This is a genomic window from Duganella sp. 1224 (assembly GCF_013408245.1).
Taxonomy (GTDB): Bacteria; Pseudomonadota; Gammaproteobacteria; order Burkholderiales; family Burkholderiaceae_D; genus Rugamonas.
The window spans coordinates 248493-274760 of the sequence record NZ_JACBYS010000001.1; the positions used below are offsets into that span (position 1 = coordinate 248493).

General features: G+C 63.6%; 20 protein-coding genes and 4 tRNA genes. 17 read left to right on the forward strand and 7 right to left on the reverse strand.

What is annotated here, in order from left to right; genetic code table 11:
• Nucleotides 1-2 precede the first annotated feature (2 nt).
• From FHW58_RS01110 to FHW58_RS01140, 7 genes are all read left to right on the forward strand, one after another.
• The gene (locus tag FHW58_RS01110) at nt 3-3170 is read left to right on the forward strand and encodes a discoidin domain-containing protein (protein ID WP_179671257.1); all 3168 of its coding nucleotides are present in this window, start codon (nt 3-5) and stop codon (nt 3168-3170) included.
• A 19-nt stretch (nt 3171-3189) separates the two neighbouring features.
• Nucleotides 3190-4548, forward strand: a complete 1359-nt coding sequence (locus FHW58_RS01115) for a GH1 family beta-glucosidase (RefSeq protein ID WP_179671258.1) — start codon at nt 3190-3192, stop codon at nt 4546-4548.
• 5 nt (nt 4549-4553) lie between these two features.
• The gene (locus tag FHW58_RS01120; protein ID WP_179671259.1) at nt 4554-8339 is read left to right on the forward strand and encodes a GH36-type glycosyl hydrolase domain-containing protein; all 3786 of its coding nucleotides are present in this window, start codon (nt 4554-4556) and stop codon (nt 8337-8339) included.
• A gap of 10 nt (nt 8340-8349) precedes the next feature.
• The gene (locus tag FHW58_RS01125; protein ID WP_179671260.1) at nt 8350-9438 is read left to right on the forward strand and encodes an ABC transporter ATP-binding protein; all 1089 of its coding nucleotides are present in this window, start codon (nt 8350-8352) and stop codon (nt 9436-9438) included.
• Nucleotides 9439-9510: 72 nt separating this feature from the next.
• Nucleotides 9511-9798 (forward strand): autorepressor SdpR family transcription factor, encoded by a 288-nt coding sequence (locus FHW58_RS01130; RefSeq protein ID WP_179671261.1) that lies wholly within the window; start codon nt 9511-9513, stop codon nt 9796-9798.
• A gap of 29 nt (nt 9799-9827) precedes the next feature.
• Entirely contained in the window at nt 9828-10430 is a 603-nt protein-coding gene (locus FHW58_RS01135) for an SdpI family protein (RefSeq protein ID WP_255484622.1), read from the forward strand.
• Between the two features lie 12 nt (nt 10431-10442).
• Nucleotides 10443-11387 (forward strand): alpha/beta hydrolase, encoded by a 945-nt coding sequence (locus FHW58_RS01140; protein ID WP_179671263.1) that lies wholly within the window; start codon nt 10443-10445, stop codon nt 11385-11387.
• A 115-nt stretch (nt 11388-11502) separates the two neighbouring features.
• On the opposite strand, the gene uvrB is transcribed toward FHW58_RS01140, so the two are convergent.
• Nucleotides 11503-13575: an excinuclease ABC subunit UvrB gene (gene uvrB, locus FHW58_RS01145; protein WP_218892613.1), complete on the reverse strand. Its 2073-nt coding sequence runs from the start codon at nt 13573-13575 to the stop codon at nt 11503-11505.
• A gap of 114 nt (nt 13576-13689) precedes the next feature.
• On the opposite strand from uvrB, the gene FHW58_RS01150 reads away from it, so the two are divergent.
• The 6 genes from FHW58_RS01150 to FHW58_RS01175 all read left to right on the forward strand — a co-directional run bounded on the left by FHW58_RS01150 (nt 13690) and on the right by FHW58_RS01175 (nt 16491).
• The gene (locus FHW58_RS01150) at nt 13690-14886 is read left to right on the forward strand and encodes an amino acid aminotransferase (protein WP_179671264.1); all 1197 of its coding nucleotides are present in this window, start codon (nt 13690-13692) and stop codon (nt 14884-14886) included.
• Between the two features lie 105 nt (nt 14887-14991).
• Nucleotides 14992-15067 (forward strand) — tRNA-Asn (locus FHW58_RS01155).
• Nucleotides 15068-15124: 57 nt separating this feature from the next.
• Nucleotides 15125-15373, forward strand: coding sequence for a hypothetical protein (locus FHW58_RS01160; RefSeq protein WP_179671265.1), 249 nt, complete (start codon nt 15125-15127; stop codon nt 15371-15373).
• Nucleotides 15374-15448: 75 nt separating this feature from the next.
• A tRNA-Asn gene (locus FHW58_RS01165) sits at nt 15449-15524 on the forward strand.
• Nucleotides 15525-15840: 316 nt separating this feature from the next.
• Nucleotides 15841-16287, forward strand: coding sequence for a hypothetical protein (locus FHW58_RS01170; RefSeq protein WP_179671266.1), 447 nt, complete (start codon nt 15841-15843; stop codon nt 16285-16287).
• Between the two features lie 128 nt (nt 16288-16415).
• A tRNA-Asn gene (locus FHW58_RS01175) sits at nt 16416-16491 on the forward strand.
• Between the two features lie 52 nt (nt 16492-16543).
• Here the strand turns inward: FHW58_RS01175 and FHW58_RS01180 are convergent.
• Nucleotides 16544-17554: a glycoside hydrolase family 43 protein gene (locus FHW58_RS01180; protein ID WP_179671267.1), complete on the reverse strand. Its 1011-nt coding sequence runs from the start codon at nt 17552-17554 to the stop codon at nt 16544-16546.
• A gap of 8 nt (nt 17555-17562) precedes the next feature.
• Nucleotides 17563-19050 (reverse strand): MFS transporter, encoded by a 1488-nt coding sequence (locus tag FHW58_RS01185; RefSeq protein ID WP_179671268.1) that lies wholly within the window; start codon nt 19048-19050, stop codon nt 17563-17565.
• Between the two features lie 247 nt (nt 19051-19297).
• Between FHW58_RS01185 and FHW58_RS01190 the strand changes: the two genes are divergently transcribed.
• From FHW58_RS01190 to FHW58_RS01200, 3 genes are all read left to right on the forward strand, one after another.
• Nucleotides 19298-19987, forward strand: coding sequence for a DUF3334 family protein (locus FHW58_RS01190; RefSeq protein WP_179671269.1), 690 nt, complete (start codon nt 19298-19300; stop codon nt 19985-19987).
• A 382-nt stretch (nt 19988-20369) separates the two neighbouring features.
• On the forward strand, nt 20370-22568 hold the full coding sequence (locus FHW58_RS01195) for a TonB-dependent receptor (RefSeq protein ID WP_179671270.1): 2199 nt from the start codon (nt 20370-20372) through the stop codon (nt 22566-22568).
• A gap of 57 nt (nt 22569-22625) precedes the next feature.
• Nucleotides 22626-22701, forward strand: a tRNA-Asn gene (locus tag FHW58_RS01200).
• Nucleotides 22702-22758: 57 nt separating this feature from the next.
• Here the strand turns inward: FHW58_RS01200 and FHW58_RS01205 are convergent.
• The 3 genes from FHW58_RS01205 to FHW58_RS01215 form a co-directional block, all read right to left on the reverse strand.
• Nucleotides 22759-23088, reverse strand: coding sequence for a DUF2322 family protein (locus FHW58_RS01205; protein ID WP_179671271.1), 330 nt, complete (start codon nt 23086-23088; stop codon nt 22759-22761).
• A 96-nt stretch (nt 23089-23184) separates the two neighbouring features.
• A complete protein-coding gene (locus tag FHW58_RS01210) occupies nt 23185-23739 on the reverse strand; it encodes a flavodoxin family protein (RefSeq protein ID WP_179671272.1) in 555 nt (184 codons plus the stop codon).
• A 99-nt stretch (nt 23740-23838) separates the two neighbouring features.
• Nucleotides 23839-24231, reverse strand: a complete 393-nt coding sequence (locus tag FHW58_RS01215; RefSeq protein WP_179671273.1) for a hypothetical protein — start codon at nt 24229-24231, stop codon at nt 23839-23841.
• Between the two features lie 475 nt (nt 24232-24706).
• Between FHW58_RS01215 and FHW58_RS01220 the strand changes: the two genes are divergently transcribed.
• The gene (locus tag FHW58_RS01220) at nt 24707-25411 is read left to right on the forward strand and encodes a glutathione S-transferase N-terminal domain-containing protein (RefSeq protein WP_179671274.1); all 705 of its coding nucleotides are present in this window, start codon (nt 24707-24709) and stop codon (nt 25409-25411) included.
• Here FHW58_RS01220 and FHW58_RS01225 read toward each other — a convergent pair whose 3' ends face one another.
• Nucleotides 25412-26221 carry a hypothetical protein gene (locus tag FHW58_RS01225; RefSeq protein ID WP_179671275.1) on the reverse strand — a complete coding sequence of 270 codons (810 nt, stop codon included), beginning with the start codon at nt 26219-26221 and terminating at the stop codon, nt 25412-25414. It abuts the gene before it with no gap.
• Nucleotides 26222-26268: the final 47 nt, after the last annotated feature.

A 26268-nucleotide genomic window follows, 5' to 3' on the forward strand; every position in this document is an offset into this window, starting at 1 on the left:
AGATGCCGCGCGCATGTCTGCTCCTGGTGCTGGCGCTGGTCGCCACGTGTACCGCTGCCAGTGCCGCGGCACCGTCCCGCATGCTGGACGACTTTTCCGACATCAGCGCCTGGCAGGCGCAGGCTTCGGACGGTGTGCAGTCACGCGCCAGCGCGGCAGATGGCGGCCTGCGGCTGGACTTCGATTTCGCCGGCAAGGGAGGCTATGCCTTCGTCCGCCGCACCCTGCCGCTGGACCTGCCGGACAACTACGAGATTTCGTTCTACATCCGCGCCGACGCGCCGGTCAACCATTTCGAATTCAAGCTCACCGACGGCAGCGGCGATAATGTCTGGTGGTTCCGGCAGCAGAATTACGTGTTCCCGACTGCGTGGCAACTGGTGCGCATCAAGAAGCGCCAGATCGCCTTTGCGTGGGGACCAGCCAAGGATCACCGCCTGACCCGCGCGGAGCGGCTGGAATTCGTGGTCAGCGCTGGCAATGGCGGCGGCAAAGGCACTGTATATCTGCGCCAGTTGCAAATCCGCGAACTGCCGCCCACACCGGCCACCTGGCCGCAGCCCCGAGCGCGCGCATCGTCCGCCATTCCGCAGGGCGGAGCCGCCCTGGCGCTGGACGGCAATCCCGCCAGCGCGTGGATCAGCCGTGGCGGCGAGCAGCAAATCGTCATCGACCTTGGCGTGCCGCGCGAATTCGGCGGCCTGCTGCTGCACTGGCTGGACCGCCGTTACGCCAGCCGTTACGACGTCGCATTTTCCGATGACGGCCGCCAGTGGCGCACGGTGCGCCGCGTTGACACCGGCAATGGCGGCGACGATCCCTTGCGCCTGCCGGAGTCGGAAACGCGCTATATCCGCCTGTCGCTGCATGCCGGCCCCGCCGCCGGTTATGCGCTGGCCGAGGTGGCGCTGAAAGACCTGGCCTATGGCGCCACACCCAACCAGTTCCTGTCGGCGCTGGCCGCAACGGCGCCGCGCGGTACCTATCCGCGCGGCTTCAGCGGCCAGCAGCCTTACTGGACGCTGGTGGGCGTCGATGGCGGCGGCGATCATAGCGCGCTGATTTCCGAAGACGGCGCTGTGGAAGCGAAGCAGGGCGGCTTTTCGCTCGAGCCGTTCGTGCGCGATGGCGAACGCCTGGTCAGCTGGGCCGACGTGCAGGTCAGCCAAAGCCTGGAAGACGGCTACCTGCCGGTCCCGACGGTGACATGGCGGCATCCGTCATGGACGCTGAGCGTCACCGCCGCAGCAGACGGCACACCGGCCGCATCGCAGCTGCTGGCGCGTTACACGCTGACCAATCTGGAGGCGCAAGAGAAAAAGCTGACGCTGGTGCTGGCCGCGCGTCCGTTCCAGGTCAACGCGCCGCGCCAGTTCCTCAACACGCCCGGCGGCTACAGTGCCATCAACGACATCGCGTGGGACGGCAAGGCGCTCAGCGTCAATGGCGGCGGCACAATCTATCCGGCCGTGGTGCCATCCAGCGTGGCCCTGTCTTCCTTCGATGCCGGCCTGCTGCCCGCCGCGCGTCCGGTGGCCGCCCGCGCGCGCGGCGCGGACGGCACACGCGTCCAAACGCTGCATGACGACGCCGGCATGGCTTCCGCCACACTCAGCTACGACATCACGCTGCCCGCGCACGGCAGTGTCGTCCTGGGCGCGGCGCTGCCCATGGCGGGCATGGCCGCCGCCCCACCGCTTGCCGACGCCATTGCATGGCTCACCGCACGCCAGGCCCAGGTCGCGGCGGAATGGCGCGCCAAACTGAATCACGTGACGCTGGCGGTGCCGCCGGCCGGACAACACATGGCGGACACGCTGCGCTCTTCGCTGGCCCACATTTTGATGACCCGCGAAGGCGATGCCCTGCAACCAGGCACGCGCTCCTACCGCCGTTCATGGGTACGCGACGGCGCCATGATGTCCGAAGCGCTGCTGCGTCTCGGCCAGCCCGACACCGCCGCCCGCTACCTGCGCTGGTATGCATCCTATCAGTTCGACAACGGCAAGGTGCCATGTTGCGTCGACCTGCGCGGCGCCGATCCGGTACCGGAAAACGACAGCCACGGCGAACTGATTTTCCTCGCCGCCGAACTGTATCGCTACACACGGGACAAGGCGGCGCTGGCCGCCGTGTGGCCACGCGTGGAAGCCGCCGCCAATTACATGGAAGCGCTGCGCCAGTCGGAACGCTCGTCGGCCAACCGCGCCGCCGGCCGGGAAGCACTGTTTGGACTGATGCCCGCATCGATCAGCCACGAAGGCTACTCCGAAAAGCCCATGCATTCCTACTGGGACGACTTCTGGGCCATGCGCGGCTACAAGGACGCCGCCGACATCGCCGCCATCCTTGGTTACACGGACGCCGCGCGCCGGTTGGCCGCCCAACGCGATGAATTCCGCCACGACCTCCATGCTTCGCTGGCAGCCAGCACCCGCGCGCACGGCATCAACTACCTGCCCGGGGCGGCGGAACTGGGCGACTTCGACCCCACGTCGTCCACCATCGCCCTGACGCCGGGCGGCGAACAGCACCACCTGCCGCCCGCAATGCTAAATGCCACCTATGAAAAATACTGGGACTTCTTCCGCGCCCGCCGCGATGGCGGCAAGGCCTGGGACGACTACACGCCCTATGAACTGCGCAACGTCAGCGCCTTCATCCGCCTGGGCTGGCGCGAACGCGCGGCGGCGCTGCTGGACTACTTCTACGCCGACCAGCGGCCGCGCGCCTGGAACCAGTGGGCCGAAGTGGTCGGCCGCGATCCGCGCCAGCCGCGCTTCCTCGGCGATATGCCGCACGGCTGGATCTCCTCCGACTACATCCGCGCGGCGCTGGATTCCTTCGCCTATGAACGCGAGGCCGATCACGCGCTGCTGCTGGCGGAAGGCGTTCCCACCGCATGGCTGGCCGGCGAGGGCGTCGCGTTGCAAGGCCTGCGCACGCCGTATGGCCCGCTGAACTACACGCTGGCGCGGCAGGGCGGACGTGTCGCACTGCGCGTCGCGGCGATGCCGCACATGCCGCCGGGCGGCGTGATCTACACCTGGCCGTGGCCTGCCGCACCCGGCGCGGCAAGCCTGAACGGCCAGCCGGTGACCTGGCAGGGACGCCAGGTCACGATTACCAGTCTGCCAGCGGTCTTGCTGATCGATGGCGCACCGTTTTAACTTTCAGGGATACCGACCAATGAGCCAAACCATCCATTTCCCGCCTGACTTCCTGTGGGGCAGCGCCACCTCCGCTTACCAGATCGAAGGATCACCGCTGGCCGATGGCGCTGGCGCCAGCATCTGGCAGCGCTTCTGTGCGGTGCCGGGCAATGTGCGCGACGGCGACAACGGCGATATCGCCTGCGACCATTACAACCGCTACAAGGAGGACGTGGCACTGATGGCCAGGCTGGGGCTCAAGGCTTACCGCTTCAGCATCTCGTGGAGCCGCATCCTGCCGCAAGGCCGTGGCGCCATCAACCAGGTCGGCCTGGATTTCTACAGCCGCCTGATCGACGAGCTGCTGGCCAATGGCATCGCGCCACTGGTCACGCTCTACCACTGGGACTTGCCGGCGGCGCTGGATGATCGCGGCGGCTGGCTCAATCCGGACATCGCCGACTGGTTCACCGATTACGCGCGCATCCTGTTCAAGGCCTTTGATGGCCGGGTCAAATCCTGGGCCACATTGAACGAGCCATGGGTGGTGACTGATGGCGGCTACATGCACGGCACACTCGCGCCGGGCCACCGCAATCTGCACGAGGCGGCGCTGGCCAGCCATAACCTGATGCGTGCGCACGGCAGCGCCGTCAAGGCCTACCGCGAAATTGGCCGGCACCGGATCGGCATCGTGGTCAATATCGAGCCGAAGTACCCGGCCAGCCAGTCGCGGGAAGACCTGGACGCCACCCGCCGTGCCGACGCCTACATGAACCGACAGTACCTGGATCCGATTTTCCTCGGCCGCTACCCGGCGGAGCTGAAGCAGATGTTCGGCGACGCATGGCCCGACTGGCCGGCGGCCGATTTCGACCTGATCGGCCAGAAGCTGGACTTCGTCGGCATCAACTACTACACCCGCGCCGTGGTGCGCAACGAGCCATCCAACTGGCCGCTGAAAGTGGCGCCGGTACGCCAGCCGCAGGCCACGTACACTGAAACCGGGTGGGAGGTGTTCCCGCAAGGGCTGACCGATACGCTGCTGAACTTCAAGCAGCGCTATGGCGACACGCCGCTGTACATCATGGAAAACGGCTCGGCCTTTTACGACCCGCCGGTGGCGGAAGGCGGCCGCGTACACGATCCATTGCGCGTCGATTGCCTGCGCAAGAACATGGGCGCGCTGAGCGCGGCGCTGGTGCAGGGCGTGAACGTACGCGGCTACATGGTGTGGTCGCTGCTCGATAACCTTGAATGGTCGCTGGGCTATGCCAAGCGCTTCGGCATCATTCACGTCAACTTCGCCACGCAGCAGCGGACGCTGAAGGACAGCGCCTACCTGTATGCCGACATCGTCGCCAGCAATGGCGCCTGCCTTAACCCAACCGCATAACGACCATGACCCATCCACTGATGCGCCACGCGCAACTGCTGTCCAATGGCAGCTTCACCACCTTGCTGACCGGCGCCGGCACAGGTTTCAGCCGCGTCGGCGATACCATGCTGTCGCGCTGGAACGGCGATCGCATTGAAGACGCCGAAGGTTACTTCTTCTATTTGCGCGACGCCGACAGCGGCCACCACTGGTCGCTCGGCGCGCAGCCTGGCGGCGTGGAAGATGCGCAACGCAATGCCGGCGGCGATGGCGGCAGCAGCTGGATCAGCGTGGTCGCCAACGGCATCGAGGCTCGCGTGGAGGCGGCTGTCGATCCGGCGCGCGACGTGGAAGTGCGCAGTATCCTGCTGAGTAATCTGTCCGATCGTCCACGGCGGATTGAAGTGACCAGCTATCTGGAGGTAGTGCTGAACCGCCAATCCGACGAGGCCGCGCATCCGGCCTTCTCCAAGCTGTTTGTGCAAACCGAATACGACGCCGCCAGCGGCGCTTTGCTGGCACGCCGCCGTCCGCGCGGCGAGGGCGAGGCGGGACTGTGGATGGTGCACGCGGCGGCAGGCGGCGACGCAGCCGGCTTTGAAACCGACCGTACGCGTTTCGTCGGGCGCGGCCGCGATCTGCGCGCGCCGGCGGGGATGGATGGCGCGCTGTCCGGCACGGTGGGCAATGTGCTGGATACGGCGTTTAGCCTGCGCCGCAGCGTGACGCTGGCGCCGGGCGGACAGGCGCGCGTGGCCTTTGCGCTTGGCGCGGCGGCCAGCCGCGAACTGGCGCTCGTGCTGACCAGCGCGCTGCGCGATGACGGCTTGCCGCTGCTCGACGCGGCGCGCGCCGCCGGCAATGCGCTGCAAGAGCGGATGGGCCTGAGTGCCAGGCAGGCTGAATACTGCCAGCGTCTGGCTGGCGCCATCTTGTATGGCCAGTCCGGCCTGCGCGCGCCGGCGGCCGCATTGGCTGCCGACAGCGCAGCGGTGAGCGGCGGCGCCGGAGCGTCAGCGCATGGGCTGCCAACGATTCACCTGCTGCTGCGCGCCGCGCGTCCTGGCGATGCCGACACAGAGCTTGTGCTGCGCGCGCGCCGCTACTGGGCTGCGCTGGGGCTGCGCCTGAATCTGCTGCTGCTTGGCGCGCCGGACGCATGGGCGGACGAGGAGGGCGTGTATATCCGCGATGCCGCCGACTTTTCGGCGCCCGATCTGGCGCACATCGAACTCACTGCGCTGCTGGTGGTGCATGACGGACTGCCCGCGCTGGACAGGCCGGATGGCACGCCGCAGCCCGCGCCGTTGAGCGTTACCGCCAGCGCGGCGGCGCAGGCCGATGGTCCGGCATCGCTGGGTGATGGCGCGGCACTTCGCTTCTTCAACGGTTACGGCGGTTTCAGCGAGGCAGGCGATGAATACCTGATCCGCATGGACTGGGACGCGGGGCGCGGCCTGAAACGGCCGCCGCTGGCGTGGACCAATGCGGTGTCCAACGAGCATTTCGGTTTTCTGGTCAGCGACAGCGGCGCGGGATATACGTGGAGCCGCAATAGCCGCGTGCATCGCCTCACCCCATGGTACAACGATCCGATCCGCGATCCGCATGGCGAAGCGCTGTACATCCGCGACGACGACAGCGGCCAATTCTGGTCACCCGTGCCTGGGCCCGTGCCGGCGCCGGCGGGTTACGAGGCCGCGCATGGTTTCGGCTACACCCGCTTCCGCCACGTCAGCCATGCGCTGGAGCAGGAAACCACGATGTTCGTGCCACGCCACGACCCGGTCAGGCTGGTGCGGGTACGCGTTACCAACCGGGGCGCGGCGGCGCGGCGGCTGTCGCTGTTCTCGTATCAGCGCCTGGTGCTGGGCGGTACGCCGGCTGACAGCAGCCGCTTTGTCGTTACCGAACACGATGCGGCAGGCGTGCTGCTGGCGCATAATCCCCTCGCTGGCGTGTTTGCCGACGGCGTGACATTCGCTGCCGCGCTGTGCGATGGCGCCAGCACCCATTACAGCGCCGACCGCGCAGCGTTCATCGGTCTGCACGGCAGCACGGCGCAACCTGCCGCACTGGCCGTGGCGCATCTGGATGGCGTCAGCGGTGCCGGCCTCGACCCCTGCGCGGCGCTGCAGGCCACGCGCGAGCTTGCGCCCGGCGCGACACTGGAATGCGTATTCCTGCTGGGCGAAACGGTGGAACGCGGTGCGGCGCTGGACCTGGTGCGGCGCTATGCGGCGCCGGGCGCGGTGCAGCAAGCCTACGAGGATGTCACCGCGTTCTGGCGCAGCACCGTCGGCGCCGTGCAGGTGCGCACTCCCGTGCCAGCGGTGGATGTGATGCTCAACGGCTGGCTCGCCTATCAGAACCTGAGCTGCCGCATCTGGGGCCGTTCGGCCTTTTACCAGTCTGGCGGCGCGCTGGGCTACCGCGATCAGCTGCAAGATTCCAGCGCCATGGTGTACGCGCGGCCTGACCTGACGCGCCAGCAGATCCGCATCCATGCCGCCCACCAGTTTGTGGAGGGCGACGTGCTGCACTGGTGGCACACCGCGCCGATGGAACAGGGCCTGCGCACGCGCTTCTCGGACGACCTGCTATGGCTACCGTACATCACCGCGTTCTACATCAGCACCACCGGCGACCGCAGCGTGCTGGATGAAGTGGAGCCCTTCCTGAAGGCGCGGTTGCTGGAGGAGGGCGAGGATGAGGTCTATCTCAAGCCGGAGCTGTCCGGCTACAGCGGCGACATCTACGAGCATTGCTGCCGCGCGCTGGACCGCTCGCTGACGCAGGGCGAACACGGGCTGCCGCTGATGGGCACCGGCGACTGGAACGACGGCATGAACCGCGTCGGCCGCGAAGGGCGCGGGGAGAGCGTGTGGATGGGCTTTTTCCTGTCGCGTATCCTGAAGGACTTCCTGCCGATCTGCGAGCAGCGCGGCGACCATGCGCGCGTGCTCAGTTACCGCGCCTATCACGACCATCTCGATTACGCGCTGAATGCCGATGGCTGGGATGGCGCATGGTACCGGCGTGCCTTCTACGACAACGGCGCCGTCATCGGTTCCAGCGAAAGCGACGAGTGCCAGATCGACGCGCTGGCCCAGGCCTGGGCCGTGATGTCCGGCGCCGCGCCGGAGCAGCGCGCCAACCAGGCGCTGGACGCGATGGAGCAGCGGCTGGTGTCCGAGCACGATGGCCTGATCCGGCTGCTGACGCCCGCCTTTGTCAATACACCCAATGATCCTGGTTACATCAAAGGCTACGTGGCCGGCGTACGCGAGAACGGCGGGCAGTACACGCACGCCGCTTGCTGGGCCGTGCGTGCCTTGGCGGAAGCGGGACGGCGTGACCGCGCGGCGCGGCTGCTGGAGATGCTCAGCCCTGTCAGCCACGCGCTCGATCCGGCGGCGGTGGCGGTATATCAGGTAGAGCCATATGTGATCGCGGCCGATGTCTATGGTGAAGCACCGCACGTGGGACGCGGCGGTTGGACGTGGTACACCGGGTCCTCTGGCTGGATGTTCCGCGTGGGGCTGGAGTCGGTGCTGGGCTTCCATATCGAGGCGGGCCGGCATATCGTGCTGACGCCGCGTGTGCCGGATGATTGGCCGGAATTCAGTATTCGCTATACCTCGCCAGACGGCGCCCGGTATCACATCGTGGTCAACAATCCGCAGGGCAGCGCCGGGCGCGTGGTTGGCGTGACGCTCGACGGCGTCGCGCTGGCGCCGCAAGATGGCGTGGCGCGCATTCCGCTGCGCGAAGGCGGCGAGCATCATATCGACGTGCTGTTGGGTTAAGGGGACGCGCATGGCAGGAGTCGCAATACAAGGCATTCGCAAAGGCTTTGGCCAGCAGCAGATTTTGCGTGGCATCGATTTAAGCATCGCCGATGGTGAATTCGTGGTGTTCGTCGGGCCATCCGGCTGTGGCAAGTCGACGTTGTTGCGCACCATCTGCGGCCTGGAGAGCGCCGATGCGGGCACAGTCATGATCGGCGGGAAGGATATGACACATGTGTCGCCGGCCCGGCGCGGCATCGCCATGGTATTCCAGAGCTACGCGCTCTATCCGCACATGACGGTGTATGACAACATGGGCTTTGCGCTCAAGCTGGCGGGTCTGGCGCCGGCCGCCATCCGTGAAAAAGTGATGCAGGCGGCAGCCGTGTTGCGGATAGAGGCGCTGCTGGAGCGCAAGCCGAAGGAGCTGTCCGGCGGACAGCGGCAGCGGGTGGCGATCGGCCGTGCGATTGTGCGTCAGCCCGAGGTATTTTTGTTCGATGAGCCATTGTCCAATCTGGACGCGGCGCTGCGGGTGCAGATGCGCATCGAGCTGAAAAACCTGCACCGCACCTTGGGCAGCACCATGATTTACGTGACCCATGACCAGGTGGAGGCCATGACGCTGGCGGATCGCATCGTGGTCCTGCGCGGCGGCGTGGTGGAGCAGGTGGGGGCGCCGCTGGAGTTGTATCAGAAGCCGGCCAATCTGTTCGTCGCCAGTTTTCTTGGCTCGCCGGCGATGAATCTGATTGCCGGCAAGGTGGAAGCAATCGATGCGCAGCAGATGACGGTGCGGGTGGCCGGCGGCGCGCTGGTGCCGGTGGCGGCGCGGCGCGGACTGGTGGTTGGCGCCGGGGTCACGCTGGGCGTGCGGGCGGAGCATATGGCGCTGCAAGCGGCCGGCGACAACGGCGGCATGCACGTGCAGGTGCATGCCGCCGAATTGCTGGGAGACGCCAGCTATGTCTACCTGACGCCGGATAGCGGCGCCACACAACTGATCGCCCGCGTGGATGCGGAGGCACTCTGGCAGAACGGCCAGACGGCGCGCATCCTGGTCGCGCCTGATCGGTGGCACGTGTTTAACGAGGACGGCGTGGCGCTGGCTGAATAAAACTGGCCGGGCCTTGACCCGGCCTTTAAAACGGCCTATATTTAGATAACTGTCTAATTAGATATTTGCCTAATGACCGCATCCAACAGCGCCTTCAAAGCCATCGCCGATCCTGCACGGCGGGAGATCCTGCGTCTGCTGCGCGGCGGCGAGATGACGGCCGGCGAATTGGCCGAGCACTTCGACATGAGCAAGCCGACCATGTCGCACCATTTCGCGGTGCTGGCGCAGGCGGACCTCATCACGCGTCGGCGCGAAGGTCAAACTATCTGGTATGGACTGAACACCACCGTGCTGCAAGATGTGCTGTCCTGGATGATGGACTTGGCCGGCGCCGATACCAAGGAGAGGAAAAAATGAAGTCACGCGCGATTCTGTTGTGTGTCCTGATGATCCTGGCCATGTCTGCCATCACCGCGTATTACTATCCGCTGCTGCCCGAGCGCATGCCGGTGCACTGGAACTTCGCCGGCCAGGTGGATGGTTATGGCCCGCGCTGGCATGTGTGGGTAATCGGCCCGGTGATGATGGGCGGCTTCCTGCTGCTTGGGCTGGTGCTGCCCTGGCTGTCGCCTAAAAAATTCGAGCTGGAGGCGTCGGGCGCCACCTATGGCTACATGATATCGGTGCCGGTGGCGGTGATGGCGTGCGTGGAGCTGTTCGCGTTGAGTAATGCGCTGGGCTACAAGCTGGATATGTCGCGCGCCCCAATGCTGCTGGTGTTTGCCGTGTTGATTTTGCTCGGCAACCCGATGGGCAAGGTGCGGCGCAACTTCTTCATGGGCATCCGCACGCCGTGGACCCTGGCCAGTGAGCGCGTCTGGAACGCCACGCATCGCCTGGCGGGCAAGCTGATGGTGGCCAGCGGCCTGCTTGGCATGCTGGCGCTGTGGCTCGGGGCGCCGCATTGGGCGCTGCTGGTGTTGACGATTGCCTGGGCGCCGCTGGTGGCCGGCTACTCGCTGCTGCTGTACAAACGTCTTCCTCAATAAATGGAGAAAAGTATGCGTTTCAAATTGATGCTGTCGTTGTTGATGATGTCCCTGTCCGCGGTGGCCGCGCAGCGGCCGGTGTCGCTGGAAGTCGGTGGCGGCGCCGTCTACGGCACCGAGCTGACGCCAGATGGCGTGAGCGGCAAGGTGCCGGTGGTGCTGCTGCATGCCGGCTCCGGCCCCACCGACCGCGATGGCAACAGCACCATGCTGCCCGGCCCGAACGACTCGCTGCGCTTGCTGGCGGAAGCGCTGGCGAAGAACGGCATCGCCTCGATCCGCTACGACAAGCGCGCCATCGGCGCCAGCGCGCTGCCGATCTGGAAGGAGGAGGATTTGCGGCTGGATGATTACGTCGGCGATGCCGCCGCGTGGCTGAACAAGCTGCGCGGCGATCCGCGCTTTTCGCGCGTGGTGATGGTGGGGCATAGCGAGGGCGCGCTGATCGCGTCCGAGGCGTGCGCGCAGGGCGGGGCGGATGCGTGTGTGCTGATTGCCGGCTCGGGCCGGGCCATCGATGATCTGCTGCGGGAGCAGTTGCAGGAGCGCCTGCCGCCGCCGCTGCGGGAGGAGGCGGACCGCATCATGGCGGATCTCAAGGCTGGCAAGACTGTCGACAAGGTGTCGCCGCCGCTGATGCCGATTTTTCGTCCGGACGTGCAGCCGTATCTGATGTCGCTGCTGCGGCACGATCCGCTCAAGGCCGTCGCCGCGCTGAAGATGCCGGTGATGATTGTGCAGGGGACGACCGATATCCAGGTCAAGGTGGATGACGCCAAGGCGCTGGCGGCAGCGGCGCCCAAGGCCAAACTGGTCATCATCGACGGCATGAACCACGTACTGAAGCTGGTGCCGGATGATCAGCAACAGCAGATCCGCTCGTACAGCACCCCAACACTGCCGGTGGCGCCACAACTGGTGGAATCGCTGACTGGTTTCATCCAGGCGCCGAAGTAGACGGCGCCGGATTGAGTCTTGCTGCCAACCCACAAGGTCGGGGTCTGACCCCGTACGGGGTCAGACCCCAGTTCGCCGCAGTGCGGGTTTTGCGGTTCCCGCACGCGGCCAGGGATCAGGCGATGTTGTCCGCGCCCGGCGCGCCGAACAGCTGCTGCTTCAGATGATGCAACTGGTCGCGCACCTGCGCGGCCTTCTCGAACTCCAGGTTCTTGGCGTGTTCCAGCATGGCCTTCTCCAGGCGCTTGATTTCCTTGCTGATCTGCTTCTCGCTCATGGACTCGTACTTGGCCGCCTCCTGCGCCACCACCAGCTCTTCCTTCGCGCCCTTTTCGCTGTAGACGCCGTCGATCATGTCCTTGATGATCTTCTTCACCCCGCGCGGCGTGATGCCGTGCGCTTCGTTGTAGGCAATCTGCTTGGCGCGACGGCGCTCGGTTTCGCCGATCGCGCGCTCCATCGAATCAGTCATGCGGTCCGCGTATAGCAGCGCCACACCGTTCAGGTTACGCGCCGCGCGGCCGATGGTCTGGATCAGCGAGCGCTCGGAACGCAGGAAGCCTTCCTTGTCCGCGTCCAGGATCGCCACCAGCGATACCTCCGGCAAGTCCAGGCCTTCGCGCAGCAGGTTGATCCCGACCAGCACATCAAAGGTGCCGATACGCAGATCGCGTAGCAGCTCCACGCGCTCCACCGTTTCGATGTCGCTGTGCAGATAGCGCACCTTGATGCCGTGGTCGGCCAGGTACTCGGTGAGCTGCTCGGACATGCGCTTGGTCAGCGTGGTCACCAGCACGCGCTCGTTCTTGGCCACGCGGTCGGTGATCTCGGACATCAGGTCGTCCACCTGCGACAGGGCGGGGCGCACGATGATCTGCGGGTCCACCAGGCCGGTCGGCCGCACCACCTGTTCCACCACCTGGTCCGCGTGCGAGGTTTCATACTCGGCCGGCGTGGCCGAAACGAAGATGGTCTGCCGCATTTTCTGCTCGAATTCCTCGAACTTCAGCGGGCGGTTGTCCAGCGCCGACGGCAGGCGGAAACCGTAGTCCACCAGGTTGGTCTTGCGCGAACGGTCGCCGTTGTACATGGCGCTCAACTGGCCGATCAGCACGTGCGACTCGTCGAGGAACATGATGGCGTCCTTGGGCAGATAGTCGACCAGCGTCGGCGGCGGCTCGCCCGGCTTGGCGCCGCTGAGGTGGCGCGAGTAGTTCTCGATGCCCTTGGTGAAGCCGATTTCCGCCAGCATCTCCAGGTCGAAGCGCGTGCGCTGTTCCAGGCGCTGCTCCTCCACCAGCTTGCCCTCCTTGCGGAAGAACTCCAGGCGGTCGCGCAGCTCGGCCTTGATCGACTCGATGGCGTTCAGCACCGTGGAGCGCGGCGTCACGTAGTGCGAGCCCGGATACACGGTGAAGCGCGGGATCTTCTGCTTGACGCGGCCGGTCAGCGGGTCGAATAGCTGGATCGACTCCAGCTCGTCGTCCCACATCTCCAGCCGCACCGCCAGGTCCGCATTCTCGGCCGGGAAGATGTCCAGCGTGTCGCCGCGCACGCGGAAGGTGCCGCGGCCGAAGTCCACTTCATTGCGCGTGTACTGCATCTGGATCAGGCGCGCGATGATGTCGCGCTGCGAGACGCGGTCCTTCTGGCGCAGCGTCAGGATCATCTGGTGGTATTCGTTCGGATTACCGATACCGTAGATGGCCGACACGGTCGCCACGATCACCACGTCGCGCCGCTCCATCAGCGACTTGGTGCACGACAGGCGCATTTGCTCGATGTGCTCATTGATGGACGAATCCTTTTCAATGAACAGGTCGCGCTGCGGCACGTAGGCTTCCGGCTGGTAGTAATCGTAGTACGACACGAAGTACTCGACCGCGTTCTCGGGGAAGAACTCGCGGAATTCCGAGTACAGCTGCGCCGCCAGCGTCTTATTGGGCGCGAACACAATGGCCGGGCGCCCCAGGCGGGCGATGGTGTTGGCCATGGTGTAGGTCTTGCCGGAGCCGGTCACGCCCAGCAGGGTCTGGAAAAACAGGCCGTCGTTGACGCCTTCGCACAGCTGTTCGATCGCTGTCGGCTGGTCGCCGGACGGCGGGAAGGGCTGGTGCAATTTGAACGGCGAATCCGGGAAGGTAATCACGGTCGCCTGAGGGGTTTCTGCGGTAGGTAAATCAGCCATCGTGCTCAGACCTTTGTTAGAATAATGGCCTGCCAGCGGCCTGAAGTCGTTATTTTAAGGGCGCTGTCTATACATCTCTGCTGCGAACCGCTTCCAATCGAATCCAATCTTATCATGATGAATCCTAGCTTGTTCAGCGCCATCGACATGGCACCACGCGACCCGATCCTGGGTATTACCGAAGCCTTTAACGCCGACATCAACCAGAACAAAATCAATCTGGGTGTTGGTGTTTATTATGACGACAACGGTAAGGTGCCGCTGCTATCGTGCGTACAGAAAGCGGAAGAAATCCTGATCGCCGCGCCAGCGCCGCGCACCTACCTGCCGATCGAAGGTCTGGCAGCCTATGACAAGGCGGTGCAGGAACTGGTATTTGGCGCCGACAGCGCGGTAATTCAAGAGAAGCGCGCGGTGACCGTGCAAGCCATCGGCGGCACCGGCGCGCTGAAGATCGGCGCCGACTTCCTGAAGCGCTTCGCGCCGGACGCGCAAGTCTACATCAGCGACCCAAGCTGGGAAAACCACCGCGCGCTGTTTGAAAGCGCCGGCTTCAAGGTCAACAATTACGCCTACTTCGACGCCGCCACCCACGGCGTCAACTTTGCCGGCATGATCGCCGACCTGAAAGCCATGCCGCGCGGCTCGATCGTGCTGTTGCACGCCTGCTGCCACAACCCGACCGGCGCCGACCTGACCTCGGACCAGTGGACCGAGGTGATCGGCACCATCAGCTCCGGCGGCCTGGTGCCGTTCCTGGACATGGCTTACCAGGGCTTTGGCGCCGGCATCGCCGAGGACGGCGCCGTGGTGCGCCGCTTCGCCGAAGCCGGCAGCCCGCTGCTGGTGTCGAATTCGTTCTCCAAATCGTTCTCGCTGTACGGCGAGCGCGTGGGCGCGCTGAGCGTGGTTGCCGCCACCGCCGACGAGGCGGCCCGCCTGATGTCGCAGCTGAAGCGCGTGGTGCGCACCAATTACTCGAACCCGCCAGTGCACGGCGGCAAGGTGGTGGCCACCGTGCTGACCACGCCGGAACTGCGCCAGCTGTGGGAAGACGAGCTGGCCGGTATGCGCGTGCGCATCAAGGAAATGCGCGAGGCGTTCGTGACCAAGCTGGCGGCCAAGGGCCACGATTTCGCCTTCGTGCGTGATCAGATCGGCATGTTCTCGTACTCGGGCCTGAGCAAGGCGCAGGTGGAGCAACTGCGCGCGGAATCGATCTACGCCGTGGACACCGGCCGCATCTGCGTGGCCGCGCTGAACTCGCGCAACATCGATATCGTTATTGACGCCATCGCCAAAGTGCTCTAAACTCTTGTTTCTTCGCACTGTGTTGCGAAGAAATGGCAACAAAAAATACCGCAGTACGTTGCATCTTGCCGATGCGAAAGAAACAGTATAAAATGTTGCCTCTAATCCCTGATAGCTCAGTCGGTAGAGCGACGGACTGTTAATCCGCAGGTCCCTGGTTCGAGTCCAGGTCGGGGAGCCAGAATACTTAAAAAGCCCATCCTTTACGGTTGGGCTTTTTTACTTTTGAGTTATCGATATGGAAAATCAAGACCAACGTTACCTGGTGCAGCAGAACAAAATCACCGACGGCGACCAGAAGCCGCCCGTGTTTGCCAAGGTGATGCGCAGCAAGGAGGGCGTGTTTGAAGGTGTCTCCTTCATCCGCAACAAGGAAAAAGCCACCGTGATGACCATCGCGCAGGCGGAGGAGGCGGTCGCCTGGGCGACCAAAAAGAAGTCCGCCGCCAGCGAATACGCGACCAAAATCATCTGCGTGGGCCAGTAAGCGCGCCGCGCGCTAAAAAAAGCTGTTTTAGCTCTAGGCAAACAGCGTTCTGACGGATACAATTCTGGCCTCAATTCCCTGATAGCTCAGTCGGTAGAGCGACGGACTGTTAATCCGCAGGTCCCTGGTTCGAGTCCAGGTCGGGGAGCCAGAATTCAGCATGACCCCAAAAACCCAGCCCTAACCCGGCTGGGTTTTTGCGTTTCAGGGCCAATCCCGTTGTGATTATTGGCGTATCCCGAGGTTGATTAAAATGCTATTATATTATGCAACTTGATGGTGCCGCGAGTTCTACTGGTTCTTGATTTACACCTGGGGGGGATAAAAGGTGTATGGTGAACTTACGCTGACTTTGAAATCCGAGATTGATCGCAAAGTCGCACTTCAGCAGCTTTTGAAGATGATTGGTGGCAATGTCACTACAGTACAGCTGGCCGTGAGCGGGACTTCATTGCGGAGAATTGGAAATGGAAGGAGTCGAAATGAATGGGGTGCGATCGAATCTGGATCGGTCTCCGCGATCGCTGGCGGAGGAGCACGTCTTGCGAGGACTGGAGCAGCTGCCTGCGGGGTACGATGTGCTGAACGGGTCGAGACTCCAGATTCCTGAAGTTCCGGAAGGGGAGGCCGCGATGAGTTACGAGCCCGATTTTGAAGTTCGCAGGCCTGACGGACTGAGTATCGTGATTGAGGTAAAGACGGGCAGGTCTCTGTCGATGGTGAATTTGTCGCGGTTTATAAAATTTGATGAACTAATAAACGCCGCAGGCAAGCGCTTTCTTGTGTTGGTCTGGGGGGACGACGATTTCCCACAGCGTCTCAGCGCCATGCCGGAGTTTAAGGGCTTGCACATTAAGACGGTTCGTTCAAGCTCCGATGTGTTACAGGCGGTACAGACCGAGTTTCCCAAGTAGAGTGCCCCAATGCTAGTGCCCAGATGTGGGCCGGGGTGAGGCCGGGCAGGGCGGCTGTGGGCGCGTCAAAAAAATGTCGTTCGCCCCTAGGCAAATCCGCGTCGGGCCGATACAATGTTGGCCTCAATTCCCTGATAGCTCAGTCGGTAGAGCGACGGACTGTTAATCCGCAGGTCCCTGGTTCGAGTCCAGGTCGGGGAGCCAGAATACAAAAAAGCCCAACCTTTGCAGGTTGGGCTTTTTGCGTTGTGGCGGCTTATCTGCCGTAGGGATCGATGGTCTTGATGCGGCCGTCTTCGTCGTAGTGCAGTTCGGTCACTTTCACCGAGCGCAGGTGGGTGATGCCCTTGGACAGGCTGCTGTCGTGGTAGTACAGGAACCAGCGGCCTCCGAACTCGACGATCGAGTGGTGCGTGGTCCAGCCGATCACCGGCGTCAGGATCTTGCCCTGGTAGGTGAACGGGCCGTACGGGTTGTCGCCTACCGCGTAGCACAGGAAATGCGTATTGCCGGTCGAGTAAGAGAAGTAGTACTTGCCCTTGTACTTGTGCATCCACGGGCCTTCGAAGTAGCGGCGGTCGTGGTCGCCGGCCAGCAGCGGCTGGCCGTGCTCGTCCAGGATGACGACGTCGCGTGGCGCCTCGGCGAACTGTTTCATGTCGGCCGTCAGGCGCGCCACGCGCGCGGTCAGCGCCGGCTGGTCGTCGGCCGGCTCTTCGTTGGCGGCGTCGAAGGCGTTGTTGCGGTACTTCTGCAGCTGACCGCCCCAGATGCCGCCAAAGTACATGTAGTGCTCGCCCTGGTCTTCAAACACCGCCGGGTCGATCGAGTAGCTGCCTTCGATGGCTGCCGGTTCGGGCGTGAACGGGCCTTGCGGCTGCTCGCCCACCGCCACGCCGATCTGGAAGATGCCGTCGGCGCGCTTGGCGGGGAAGTACAGGTAATACTTGCCGTCCTTCCGCGCCGCGTCCGGCGCCCACATCTGGCGCTCGGCCCAGGGCACGTCCTTCACGTGCAGCGCCACGCCGTGGTCGGTGGCGGCGCCGTCCGGGCTGTCCATCGACAGCACGTGGTAGTCCTCCATGCCGAAGTGGTCGCCGTTGTCGTTGAACGGGATGCCGGCCTCGATGTCGTGCGACGGGTAGATGTAGATCTTGCCGTCGAAGACATGGGCCGACGGGTCGGCGGTGTAGATGTGGCTTACCAGCGGCTGCGAGATGGCGCGCTGCAGGGCCTGTTCTTCGGCCGGGGTCAGTTGTTCGGACATGGTCTGCCTTATGCGGTAGGTTGAGCGCGGCGCGTTTGCAGATCCAGTTCGATCGTGCGTTCAGACGCCTTGTTGATTTCGTAGAAGTACAGCAGCGCGGCGCCCGCCAGGAAGGGCAGCGAGGCGTACACGCTGATCGACAGGCGGATGCCCTCGGCCACGCTGTGCGGCTGCACGGCCTGGGTGCCGTCGTAGCCAAAGCTCGACAGCAGGGCCGCGACCAGCGCGCCGCCGATGCTCAAGCCGGCCTTGAGGCCGAAGATCATGGCCGAGAACAGCAGGGCGGTGGCGCGGCGGTTGTTCTTCCACTCGGAGTAGTCGGCAACGTCGGCGATCATGGCCCACAGCAGCGGGATGGTGATGCCGTAGAAGAAGCCGTGCAGGATCTGCGAGCCGAACACCAGGCCGATCGAGGTCGGCGGGTACAGGTAGAACGCCAGCATGAACAGGGTGGAGATGAACAGCGCCACACCGTACACGTCGCGCTTGCCGTAGCGGTCGGCCAGCCCCTTGGAGAAGCCGATGCCGATGATCATGCAGACGATGCCGGCGCCGTTGAACAGGCTGAAGGCCGAGGTGGCCGGGTCTTCCGGCCACTGGAACTTGGTCAGGCCGATGCTGTTGAGGCCGGCGTTGAGGTGGCCGATGAAGTTGATGAAGCCGATGTCCTTCAGGAACGCCGACAGCGCCGCCTCGCTCAGGTAGTTCTTGAAGTAGTAGATGTACAGGCCGCCCTTGAGCGCCAGTGTGACGAACACCAGGATGGTCAGCAGCATCATCACCACCCACGGCTTGTTGCGCAGCAGGTCGGCCAGGTCCTGGCCAATGGTGGAGCGCTGGGCGGCGGTCGGTACGATGCGCTCGCGGGTGGTGGCAAAGGTGATCAGGAAGCAGATGGTGCCGGCCACGGCGAAGATGATCATGGTGTTGCGGAAGCCTTCGACCTTGTCGCCGCCGCCCAGGATCAGCACCAGCGGCAGCAGCAGCACCTGGATGATCAGCTGTGCCACCATCACGGCGACGAAGCGGTACGACGACAGGCTGTTGCGCTCCTGCATGCTGCCGGTCAGCACGCCGCTCAGGGCAGAGTAGGGCAGGTTGTTGGCCGAGTAGATCAGTAGCAGCGCGATGTAGGTCAGGGTGGCGTAGATGATCTTGCCGTTGTCGCCGAGGTTGGGCGTGCTGAAGGCGAGGATGGCGATCAGGCCGAACGGCACCGAGGTCCACAGCAGCCATGGGCGGAACTTGCCCCAGCGGGTGACGGTGCGGTCGGCCAGCAGGCCCACCAGCGGATTGAAGCAGGCGCCGGTCAGGCCGCCGATGAAGATGATGGTGGCTGCGGCGTTGGCGGAAATCTTGTAGACGTCGGTGTAAAAGAAGGCGATGAAGGTCAGCAAGGTCTGGAAGATCAGATTGGCGGCCAGGTCGCCCAGGCTGTAGCCGATCTTTTCCATGACCGATAGTTTGCCCGTCGGGCTCAGGGTGGTATGGCTCATCGTGTCTCGATTATCGTTGTAGGTGTCGGGGCGCCGCGCGGCTCTTTATGGTATTACCAGCGGTTTTGTCATAAAAAGATAGCGCAACCATTTCATTGTCACGTTTCCCTCGGGGGGCGTCAAGCGCGGCGTGCGCAGGTTGGCACGGAAATCTCACAGAATTACGTGATTCCTATGGACGGGAATCTTGCTACTCGTTATTCTGAGCCTTGTTGTCATCCTAAGAAAAGCATACAGAGGTAGAAATATGAGTGGCGAAAACGAAGCGATTGTCTACGGCACGGAAGACCTGTTGTCCAGTCTGTGCAACTCGGTGACCCGGGTGCTGAACGTGGCGACGCAAAGCAAGGTGAATTATTCCGGCATGGTGCAGCGCATTACCCGGGTTGGCCTGAAGCCCGACATCGGCTGCTTCGTGCTGTTCGACGGCGGCTTTACCGGCCTGGTGGTGCTGAACTTCGCCGCCGACACGGCGATGGAAATCTACGAGCGCTACATGCTGCACATGGGCATGCCGAAGTCGGAGCTGGCCGGGTCGCACACCTCGGACGAGGTGGCCAACATCCTCGGCGAGCTGATGAACCAGATCGTCGGCGACTTCACCGGCAAGATCCGCCGCGAGCTGCAGACCAACATCACGCAGAACCAGCCAAAGATGCTGGTGCTGAACAAGCAGATCGTGCTCAGCGTCGACACCCCGCTGGACCGGCCGGAAATGCGCCGCGTCAGCTTCTACACCGAGAAGAGCAACATCTTCTACCTGGAGCTGGCCATCGACCGCACCGAGTTCATCCGCCTGCACGACTTCGACGCCAGCGAGATCGCCGACCCCGACGCGCTGCTGGAGCAGGAGCGCGACACCCACCAGGCGGCCAGCGCCCCGGCGCCCGCCATCGACACCGACGCCGACGAATTGCTCAAATCGCTCGGTATGTAACTTTTTCACCACGGCCAGCCCTCGCTGGCCGTGCGTCATTTGCGCAACAGTGCGCCGCCGCCGTTCTCCCGCCCGCTTGTCAATCTCACATGTTGTGGATATGCCGACACGCGTAAACCACTGAATATTCAGTTGTTGCATATGCTTAGCCGAATTTCTAACAGTTAATTGGGTTTCAGATATATTCAGCTTGCAATACCTGGTATCAATCTAAGAAAATATCGCCTTTCAAAAAAGTCAGTGCAATATTGCTAGCTACCGCGACGGCGTAGAGGCCCTAGCGCTACCACGATCACGACAGATGAGCGGGTGGTGACCACAAAAGAGAAAGCAGGAGACGACTGTTCCAACTCTTTGCACTACATTTAAATCGGGAAATTGAATGATCAAACTGTCGAAGATGCACAAGCGCCTGCTGGCGCTGAGCGCCGTGATGCCTATCGGTACTGCCCTGGCGCAGACTGACGCCGCCGCCACCACCCAGCCACAGCTGGAAACCGTCACCGTGACCGCCCAGCGCCGCGCGGAAAACATCAAGGATGTGCCGGTCTCCGTGACCATGCTGAGCAATGAAAAACTGGACGTGCTGCTGTCCGGCGGCCAGGACATCCGCTTCCTGGCGGGCAAAGTGCCGTCGCTGAACGTGGAATCGTCGAACGGCCGTACCTTCCCGCGCTTCTACATCCGCGGCTACGGCAACACCGACTTCTCGACCTTCGCCTCGCAGCCAGTGTCGCTGATCTATGACGACGTGGTGCAAGAGAACGCCATCCTGAAGGGCTTCCCGGTCTTCGACGTGGCCGGCGTGGAAGTGCTGCGCGGCCCGCAGGGTACGCTGTTCGGCCGCAACACCCCGGCCGGCGTGGTCAAGTTTGAATCGGCCAAGCCTAGCCTGGACAAGGTGGAAGGCTACTACAGCGTGTCCGACGCCACCCACAACACCGCCAGCCTGGAAGCGGCCGTCAACGTGCCGCTGTCGAGCCAGTGGGCGATGCGCGTGTCGACCCTGCGTCAGCACCGCGACAACTTCGTCGACAACACCTACACCAAGCAGAACGACGCGCTGGAAGGCTACAACGAACACGCCGAGCGCGTGCAGTTCCTGTACCAGCCGAGCACCACCTTCAACGCTCTGTTCAACGTGCACTCGCGCACCACCGATGGCAGCGCCCGCCTGTTCCGCGCCAACATCATCAAGAAGGGCACCAACGATCTGGTCGACGGCTACGACTTCACCAAGATCAACACCAACGGCCTGAACATGCAGAACCTGCGCACCAACGGCGCCAACGCGCGCCTGACCTGGGACCTGGGTTCGGTCAAGCTGTTCTCGATCACCGGCTACGAAGGCGTGGACAACTACTACAGCCGCGGCGACATCGACGGCGGCACGCCGACCGGTCCGGGCTTCATCCCGTTCCAGGTGCAGACCGGTGGCGGGCTGACCGGCCTGAAGCAGTACACCCAGGAATTCCGCGTCGAATCGAAGAACGCGGGCCCGCTGAACTGGCAGACCGGCGTCTACTACTTCAAGGAAAGCGGCGACGGCTACAGCGACAACTTCGACAGCACCACCCAGGCGCAGACCTCGCACCTGGCCAGCCACCAGAACAACGAAGCCTACGCGGTGTTCGGTTCGCTGACCTATGACGTGTCGAGCGACTTCACGCTGCGCGGCGGCCTGCGCTACACCCACGACAAGAAAGACTTCCGCACCGTGGACGCGTGGAACGTGACCCAGATCGGTCCGAAATCGGTGGAAGAAAGCAAGAACAAGGCGAACTGGGACCTGAGCGGCACCTACAAGCTGAACAAGGATGTCAGCGCCTACGCCCGCGTGGCGACCGGCTTCCGCGCGCCATCGATCGCGGCGGCATCGTCGTCGGTACCGATCACCGTGGCCGATGCGGAAACCATCACCTCGTATGAAGCCGGCATCAAAGCCGACCTGTTCAACCGCCGCGCGCGCGCGTCGCTGAGCGTGTTCGACTACGACGTCAAGAACCAGCAGCTGACCGTGGTCGGCGGCAATTCCAACGTCACCAAGCTGATCAACGCGGCCAAGACCAAGGGCCGTGGTATCGAGGGCGAGATCGAAGGCTTCATCACGCCGGACTTCAAGACCAGCTTCAGCGGTTCGTACAACTTCACCAAGATCGAAGACCCGAGCCTGTACGTGGCCAAGTGCGCGCAGTGCACCATCACCGATCCGATCGGCGCCAACGGTCTGGTGTCGATCAACGGCAACCCGCTGCCACAGGCGGCCAAGTGGATCTTCAACGCCTCGGCGCGCTACAACTGGCCGCTGGCCAACGGCAACCTGTTCGTGCTGACCGACTGGTCGTACCGCAGCAAGATCAACTTCTTCCTGTATGAAGCGAAGGAGTTCACCGGCAAGGCCCTGACCGAAGGCGGCCTGCGCGCGGGTTACAACTGGGACGGCGGCAAGTACGAAGTGGCCGGCTACGTGCGCAACCTGACCAACCAGCAGCGCGTGATCGGTGCGATCGACTTCAACAACCTGACCGGCTTCGTCAACGAGCCACGTCAGTTTGGCGTGCAGTTCCGCGGCGGTTTCTAAGAAATGGCCGTTCAGTCTAGACAACTGAACAAGGGCCGTCTATAATACGGCCTCTTTTCCCTGATAGCTCAGTCGGTAGAGCGACGGACTGTTAATCCGCAGGTCCCTGGTTCGAGTCCAGGTCGGGGAGCCAGAATACCCAAAAGCCCAATCCTTACCGGTTGGGCTTTTTGCATTGCGGGGCCGGAACTTACAGGCGTTTCACCTGCAGCGTTTGCGCGGGCGTCTGGATGTTGAACAGACGGTCGATGTTCGGGTGTTTGCCGGGATGGGCGCGCGCGTCCTGCGTGTGCTCGGCGTAAATTTTCAGGCCGAGTTCGGCCGCTTCGGGCGTGATCGCGCCCAGCGTGTCCGCCAGCCAGGCGTAGACGCGCAGCGAGCCGGCCTGGCCGGGCTTGTTTTCGATCGTCGCCACGGTCGCGCCGGACTGGTCGAGCAGTTCGATGGCTGCCACCGCGTCCCTGGCAGGCAGCAGAGCCAGATTAGTCGAAAATTGATCGTTGAAGCTTGGTAGTTGCATGATGACGTTCAGGTGATTAAAAACCGTATTGTCATATGCGGCGACAGAAAGTAAAAGGCCCGTGAGCGATCACGGGCCTTTGCGCATGGGCGCGGATTACTTGGCCAGGCGGGCGGTCACGTCGGCGATGCGCTTGCCGTAGGCTTTGGCGGTGTCCAGATCGCCTTGCGGGATCTCGTCGACGCTGGCGTCGGAGGGCGATTGCACCAGCAGGCCGACCGAGCCGCCCAGGTTGTTGACGTCGGTGCGCTGCGCGGCCTTGGTGTTGGCCGGTGGCAGGCCCAGGCTGACCCAGATGCCGCCGTGCTGCGAGGCCAGCGTCTGCATGGAGATCAGCGACACCTGCTTGTCGCCGTTCAGGCTGGCGCTGTTGGTGAAGCCGCCAAATACCTTGTCTTGCCAGACGCGGGTGAACCAGGCCTTGGAGGAGGCGTCGGCGAATTTCTTGAACTGCCAGCTTGGGCTGCCCATGTAGGTCGGTGCGCCGAAGACGATGGCGTCGGCCGCGGCCAGTTGGTCCCAGCCGGCTTCCGGCAGATTGCCTTCGGCGTCGATGGCCAGCAGCTCGGCGCCGGCGCCCTCGGCAACGTGTTCCGCCACGCGCTTGGTGTGGCCGTATCCCGAGTGGTAGACAACAATAATCTTGCTCATAAGTGCCCCTAGGTTAGATGGTGAATGCAAAGTGTAAGGTACGAGCTCGACTGGGTAAATACCCACCCAAAGGTTAGTGTCCACCGCCTTGGCGCGTCACTACAATGAGGCCGACGTGCCGCAATGGCTGCAGTGGAAGGCCAGCAGCCGGTGGGGCTGACCGCATTGCCGGCACGGCGCGGCCTGATTCGCGCCGCAGACCTCGCACCAGCCCTGGTCTGTTGCGCGTAGCTTTTCGCCGCAGGCCAGGCATTGCGTCTTGCGCAGACGAATCAGACGCAACCGCGCGGCACTGAAGACGGTGCGCTGCGCGATGTAGATCAGCAGCAGTCCGCCTGCGAGACAGGCAAGAATGACCGCATAGTCCCAGATAAACATCATCCGCCACTGCGTCAGCCTTTCCAGCAAGAAGTAAAACAACTGGAGCGGAAGCAGCTCGCGCAGCGCATCCAGCAGGCGCAGGAGAATCGGCGCGGCGCATACCAGTATCATGTGTGAGGACACCAGGATGGCCGTGTATTGTTGCTGGCGGCGAACTCGGCCTTCAGCGGCTGCGTTTGCAGATAGCCCAGATAAGCTGCGATGGCCGGATGACTTATCATGGCATGGGCATCAGCGTCGCGCTTCTGCTGCGATTCAAGCAGCGTGGCGTTGAGTGTTTTGAGTTTGCCTTTGACTTAGCAGTTGCGGCAGGGCGGCGCCCTGGGCCGCGAGCCACTTGTCGCGGATCGGTTCACAGATCGGCGCGATGTCACCTGGATGGTTGCGGAATTCCTCCCGAGCCGCATTCGGGTCTTTGCCGACGCTAGCGGCAGACCAGCGATGAAGTCCGCCTCCATCATGATCGGAGTCGGCATTGTTGCCTGGTGCTCATCTAAGGGTGTTGGGATTGCTCAAGAATTGCGTCGTCAGCGCGTTTTTCCCGCTTCGGGGATAATCAGTGATCCTTACTTTGAGAGCACGTTCCATGGCAGACCTGTCCGCATTCCCCATCACCGGCAAATGGCCGGCCCAGCATCCCGACCGCATCCAGCTGTACTCGCTGCCGACGCCGAATGGCGTCAAGGTGTCGATCGCGCTGGAGGAAACCGGCCTGGCGTATGAACCGCATCTGGTCAGCTTTGAGAGCAACGACCAGATGTCGCCGGCATTCCTGTCGCTGAATCCGAATAACAAGATTCCCGCCATCATCGACCCGAACGGTCCAGACGGCAAGCCGCTGGCGCTGTTCGAGTCCGGCGCCATCCTGCTGTACATCGCCGACAAGACCGGCCAGCTGATTCCGCAGGACGCGGCCGGCCGCTACGAGACCATCCAGTGGCTGATGTTCCAGATGGGCGGCATCGGCCCGATGTTCGGCCAGGTCGGTTTCTTCCACAAGTTTGCCGGCAAGGACTATGAAGACAAGCGCCCGCGCGACCGCTACGTCAACGAGGCCAAGCGCCTGCTGGGGGTGCTGGATCAGCGCCTCGAAGGCCGCCAGTGGGTCATGGGCGACGCCTACACCATCGCCGACATCGCCATCCTGCCGTGGGTGCGTAACCTGGTGAATTTCTATGGCGCCGGCGACCTGGTGGAGTTCGACAAGTTCGCCAATGTGCAGCGCGTGTTGGCCGCGTTCGTCGCCCGGCCCGCCGTGGCCAAAGGCCTGGACATCCCCAAGCGCGGCTGATTAATGGTTGGGCGCGCGGCAGGCGGCGTCGCTTTCCCAGCGGCCGGAGCAGATACGCGAGCGGCATAGCATGCCTTCGATCAGTCCCAGTTGCTTGCAGCGCGCCAGCAGTTGCCCGGTGTTGTCGCCGTCCTGACGGTCGACGATGTCGCGGCTGCGTTCGGGCACGACGGCGGTCGGTGTGCCGGCGTGCGCCACCAGCGCGGCGAGCAGGGTGACGTCGGTATCGGTGCTGGCCGGCATCGGCTGCCTGATCGAGCCGGCTGCCGACGGCGCTGGCGCGCGCGTGCTGGCGGCCTTGGACGCAACGCCGGCCGGCGATCGCGCGGTTTGCGGTTGCACGGCAGCAGCGGGGCGCGTCGCGCTGGCCGCGTTGGCGATGGCGACGGTGGCCGCCGTGGGCGTTTCAGTGTCGACAGCCAGCGTCTCCGGCACCTCCAGCCCCCGCGCCATCTCCACATTGACGATGGCCGCGGCCTGCGGCGCCTCGGGCGCGCCGCGCTGCTGCGTCGGCGTCGTCACTACCGCCGTCCTGGCGGGCAGCCGCGTGGTGGCGCTGCGGCTTTCGCTTTGCCGGAACGTATCCGGCGTGATCGTGCGGTCGTGCATCAGCCATGCCGTGATGCACATCAGCAGTAGCAGCGCGAACAATCCGATGGTCCAGCCATCGATGGTCCAGCCGGCCGTGCGTGCCGCGCGGGCGGGCGGCCTGGCGCCATGTTCCAACTGCGCCAGGATGCGCTTGTCCTGCGCCGGACGGCGGGTGCTGGTGCCGCCCAACAGGTCCGGCTTTGGTTTCGACGTTTCCACAATATCCCCTTTGCATTTGATCTGACCGATATCGCAGCGCTGCGAAC

Bases quoted from the DNA above. Each gene is read 5' to 3' on its own strand.
- FHW58_RS01110 (WP_179671257.1), top strand. From the start codon at position 3: ATGCCGCGCGCATGTCTGCTCCTGGTGCTGGCGCTGGTCGCCACGTGT.
- FHW58_RS01115 (WP_179671258.1), top strand. From the start codon at position 3,190: ATGAGCCAAACCATCCATTTCCCGCCTGACTTCCTGTGGGGCAGCGCC.
- FHW58_RS01120 (WP_179671259.1), top strand. From the start codon at position 4,554: ATGACCCATCCACTGATGCGCCACGCGCAACTGCTGTCCAATGGCAGC.
- FHW58_RS01125 (WP_179671260.1), top strand. From the start codon at position 8,350: ATGGCAGGAGTCGCAATACAAGGCATTCGCAAAGGCTTTGGCCAGCAG.
- FHW58_RS01130 (WP_179671261.1), top strand. From the start codon at position 9,511: ATGACCGCATCCAACAGCGCCTTCAAAGCCATCGCCGATCCTGCACGG.
- FHW58_RS01135 (WP_255484622.1), top strand. From the start codon at position 9,828: ATGATCCTGGCCATGTCTGCCATCACCGCGTATTACTATCCGCTGCTG.
- FHW58_RS01140 (WP_179671263.1), top strand. From the start codon at position 10,443: ATGCGTTTCAAATTGATGCTGTCGTTGTTGATGATGTCCCTGTCCGCG.
- uvrB (WP_218892613.1), bottom strand. From the start codon at position 13,575: ATGGCTGATTTACCTACCGCAGAAACCCCTCAGGCGACCGTGATTACC.
- FHW58_RS01150 (WP_179671264.1), top strand. From the start codon at position 13,690: ATGATGAATCCTAGCTTGTTCAGCGCCATCGACATGGCACCACGCGAC.
- FHW58_RS01160 (WP_179671265.1), top strand. From the start codon at position 15,125: ATGGAAAATCAAGACCAACGTTACCTGGTGCAGCAGAACAAAATCACC.
- FHW58_RS01170 (WP_179671266.1), top strand. From the start codon at position 15,841: ATGGAAGGAGTCGAAATGAATGGGGTGCGATCGAATCTGGATCGGTCT.
- FHW58_RS01180 (WP_179671267.1), bottom strand. From the start codon at position 17,554: ATGTCCGAACAACTGACCCCGGCCGAAGAACAGGCCCTGCAGCGCGCC.
- FHW58_RS01185 (WP_179671268.1), bottom strand. From the start codon at position 19,050: ATGAGCCATACCACCCTGAGCCCGACGGGCAAACTATCGGTCATGGAA.
- FHW58_RS01190 (WP_179671269.1), top strand. From the start codon at position 19,298: ATGAGTGGCGAAAACGAAGCGATTGTCTACGGCACGGAAGACCTGTTG.
- FHW58_RS01195 (WP_179671270.1), top strand. From the start codon at position 20,370: ATGATCAAACTGTCGAAGATGCACAAGCGCCTGCTGGCGCTGAGCGCC.
- FHW58_RS01205 (WP_179671271.1), bottom strand. From the start codon at position 23,088: ATGCAACTACCAAGCTTCAACGATCAATTTTCGACTAATCTGGCTCTG.
- FHW58_RS01210 (WP_179671272.1), bottom strand. From the start codon at position 23,739: ATGAGCAAGATTATTGTTGTCTACCACTCGGGATACGGCCACACCAAG.
- FHW58_RS01215 (WP_179671273.1), bottom strand. From the start codon at position 24,231: ATGATACTGGTATGCGCCGCGCCGATTCTCCTGCGCCTGCTGGATGCG.
- FHW58_RS01220 (WP_179671274.1), top strand. From the start codon at position 24,707: ATGGCAGACCTGTCCGCATTCCCCATCACCGGCAAATGGCCGGCCCAG.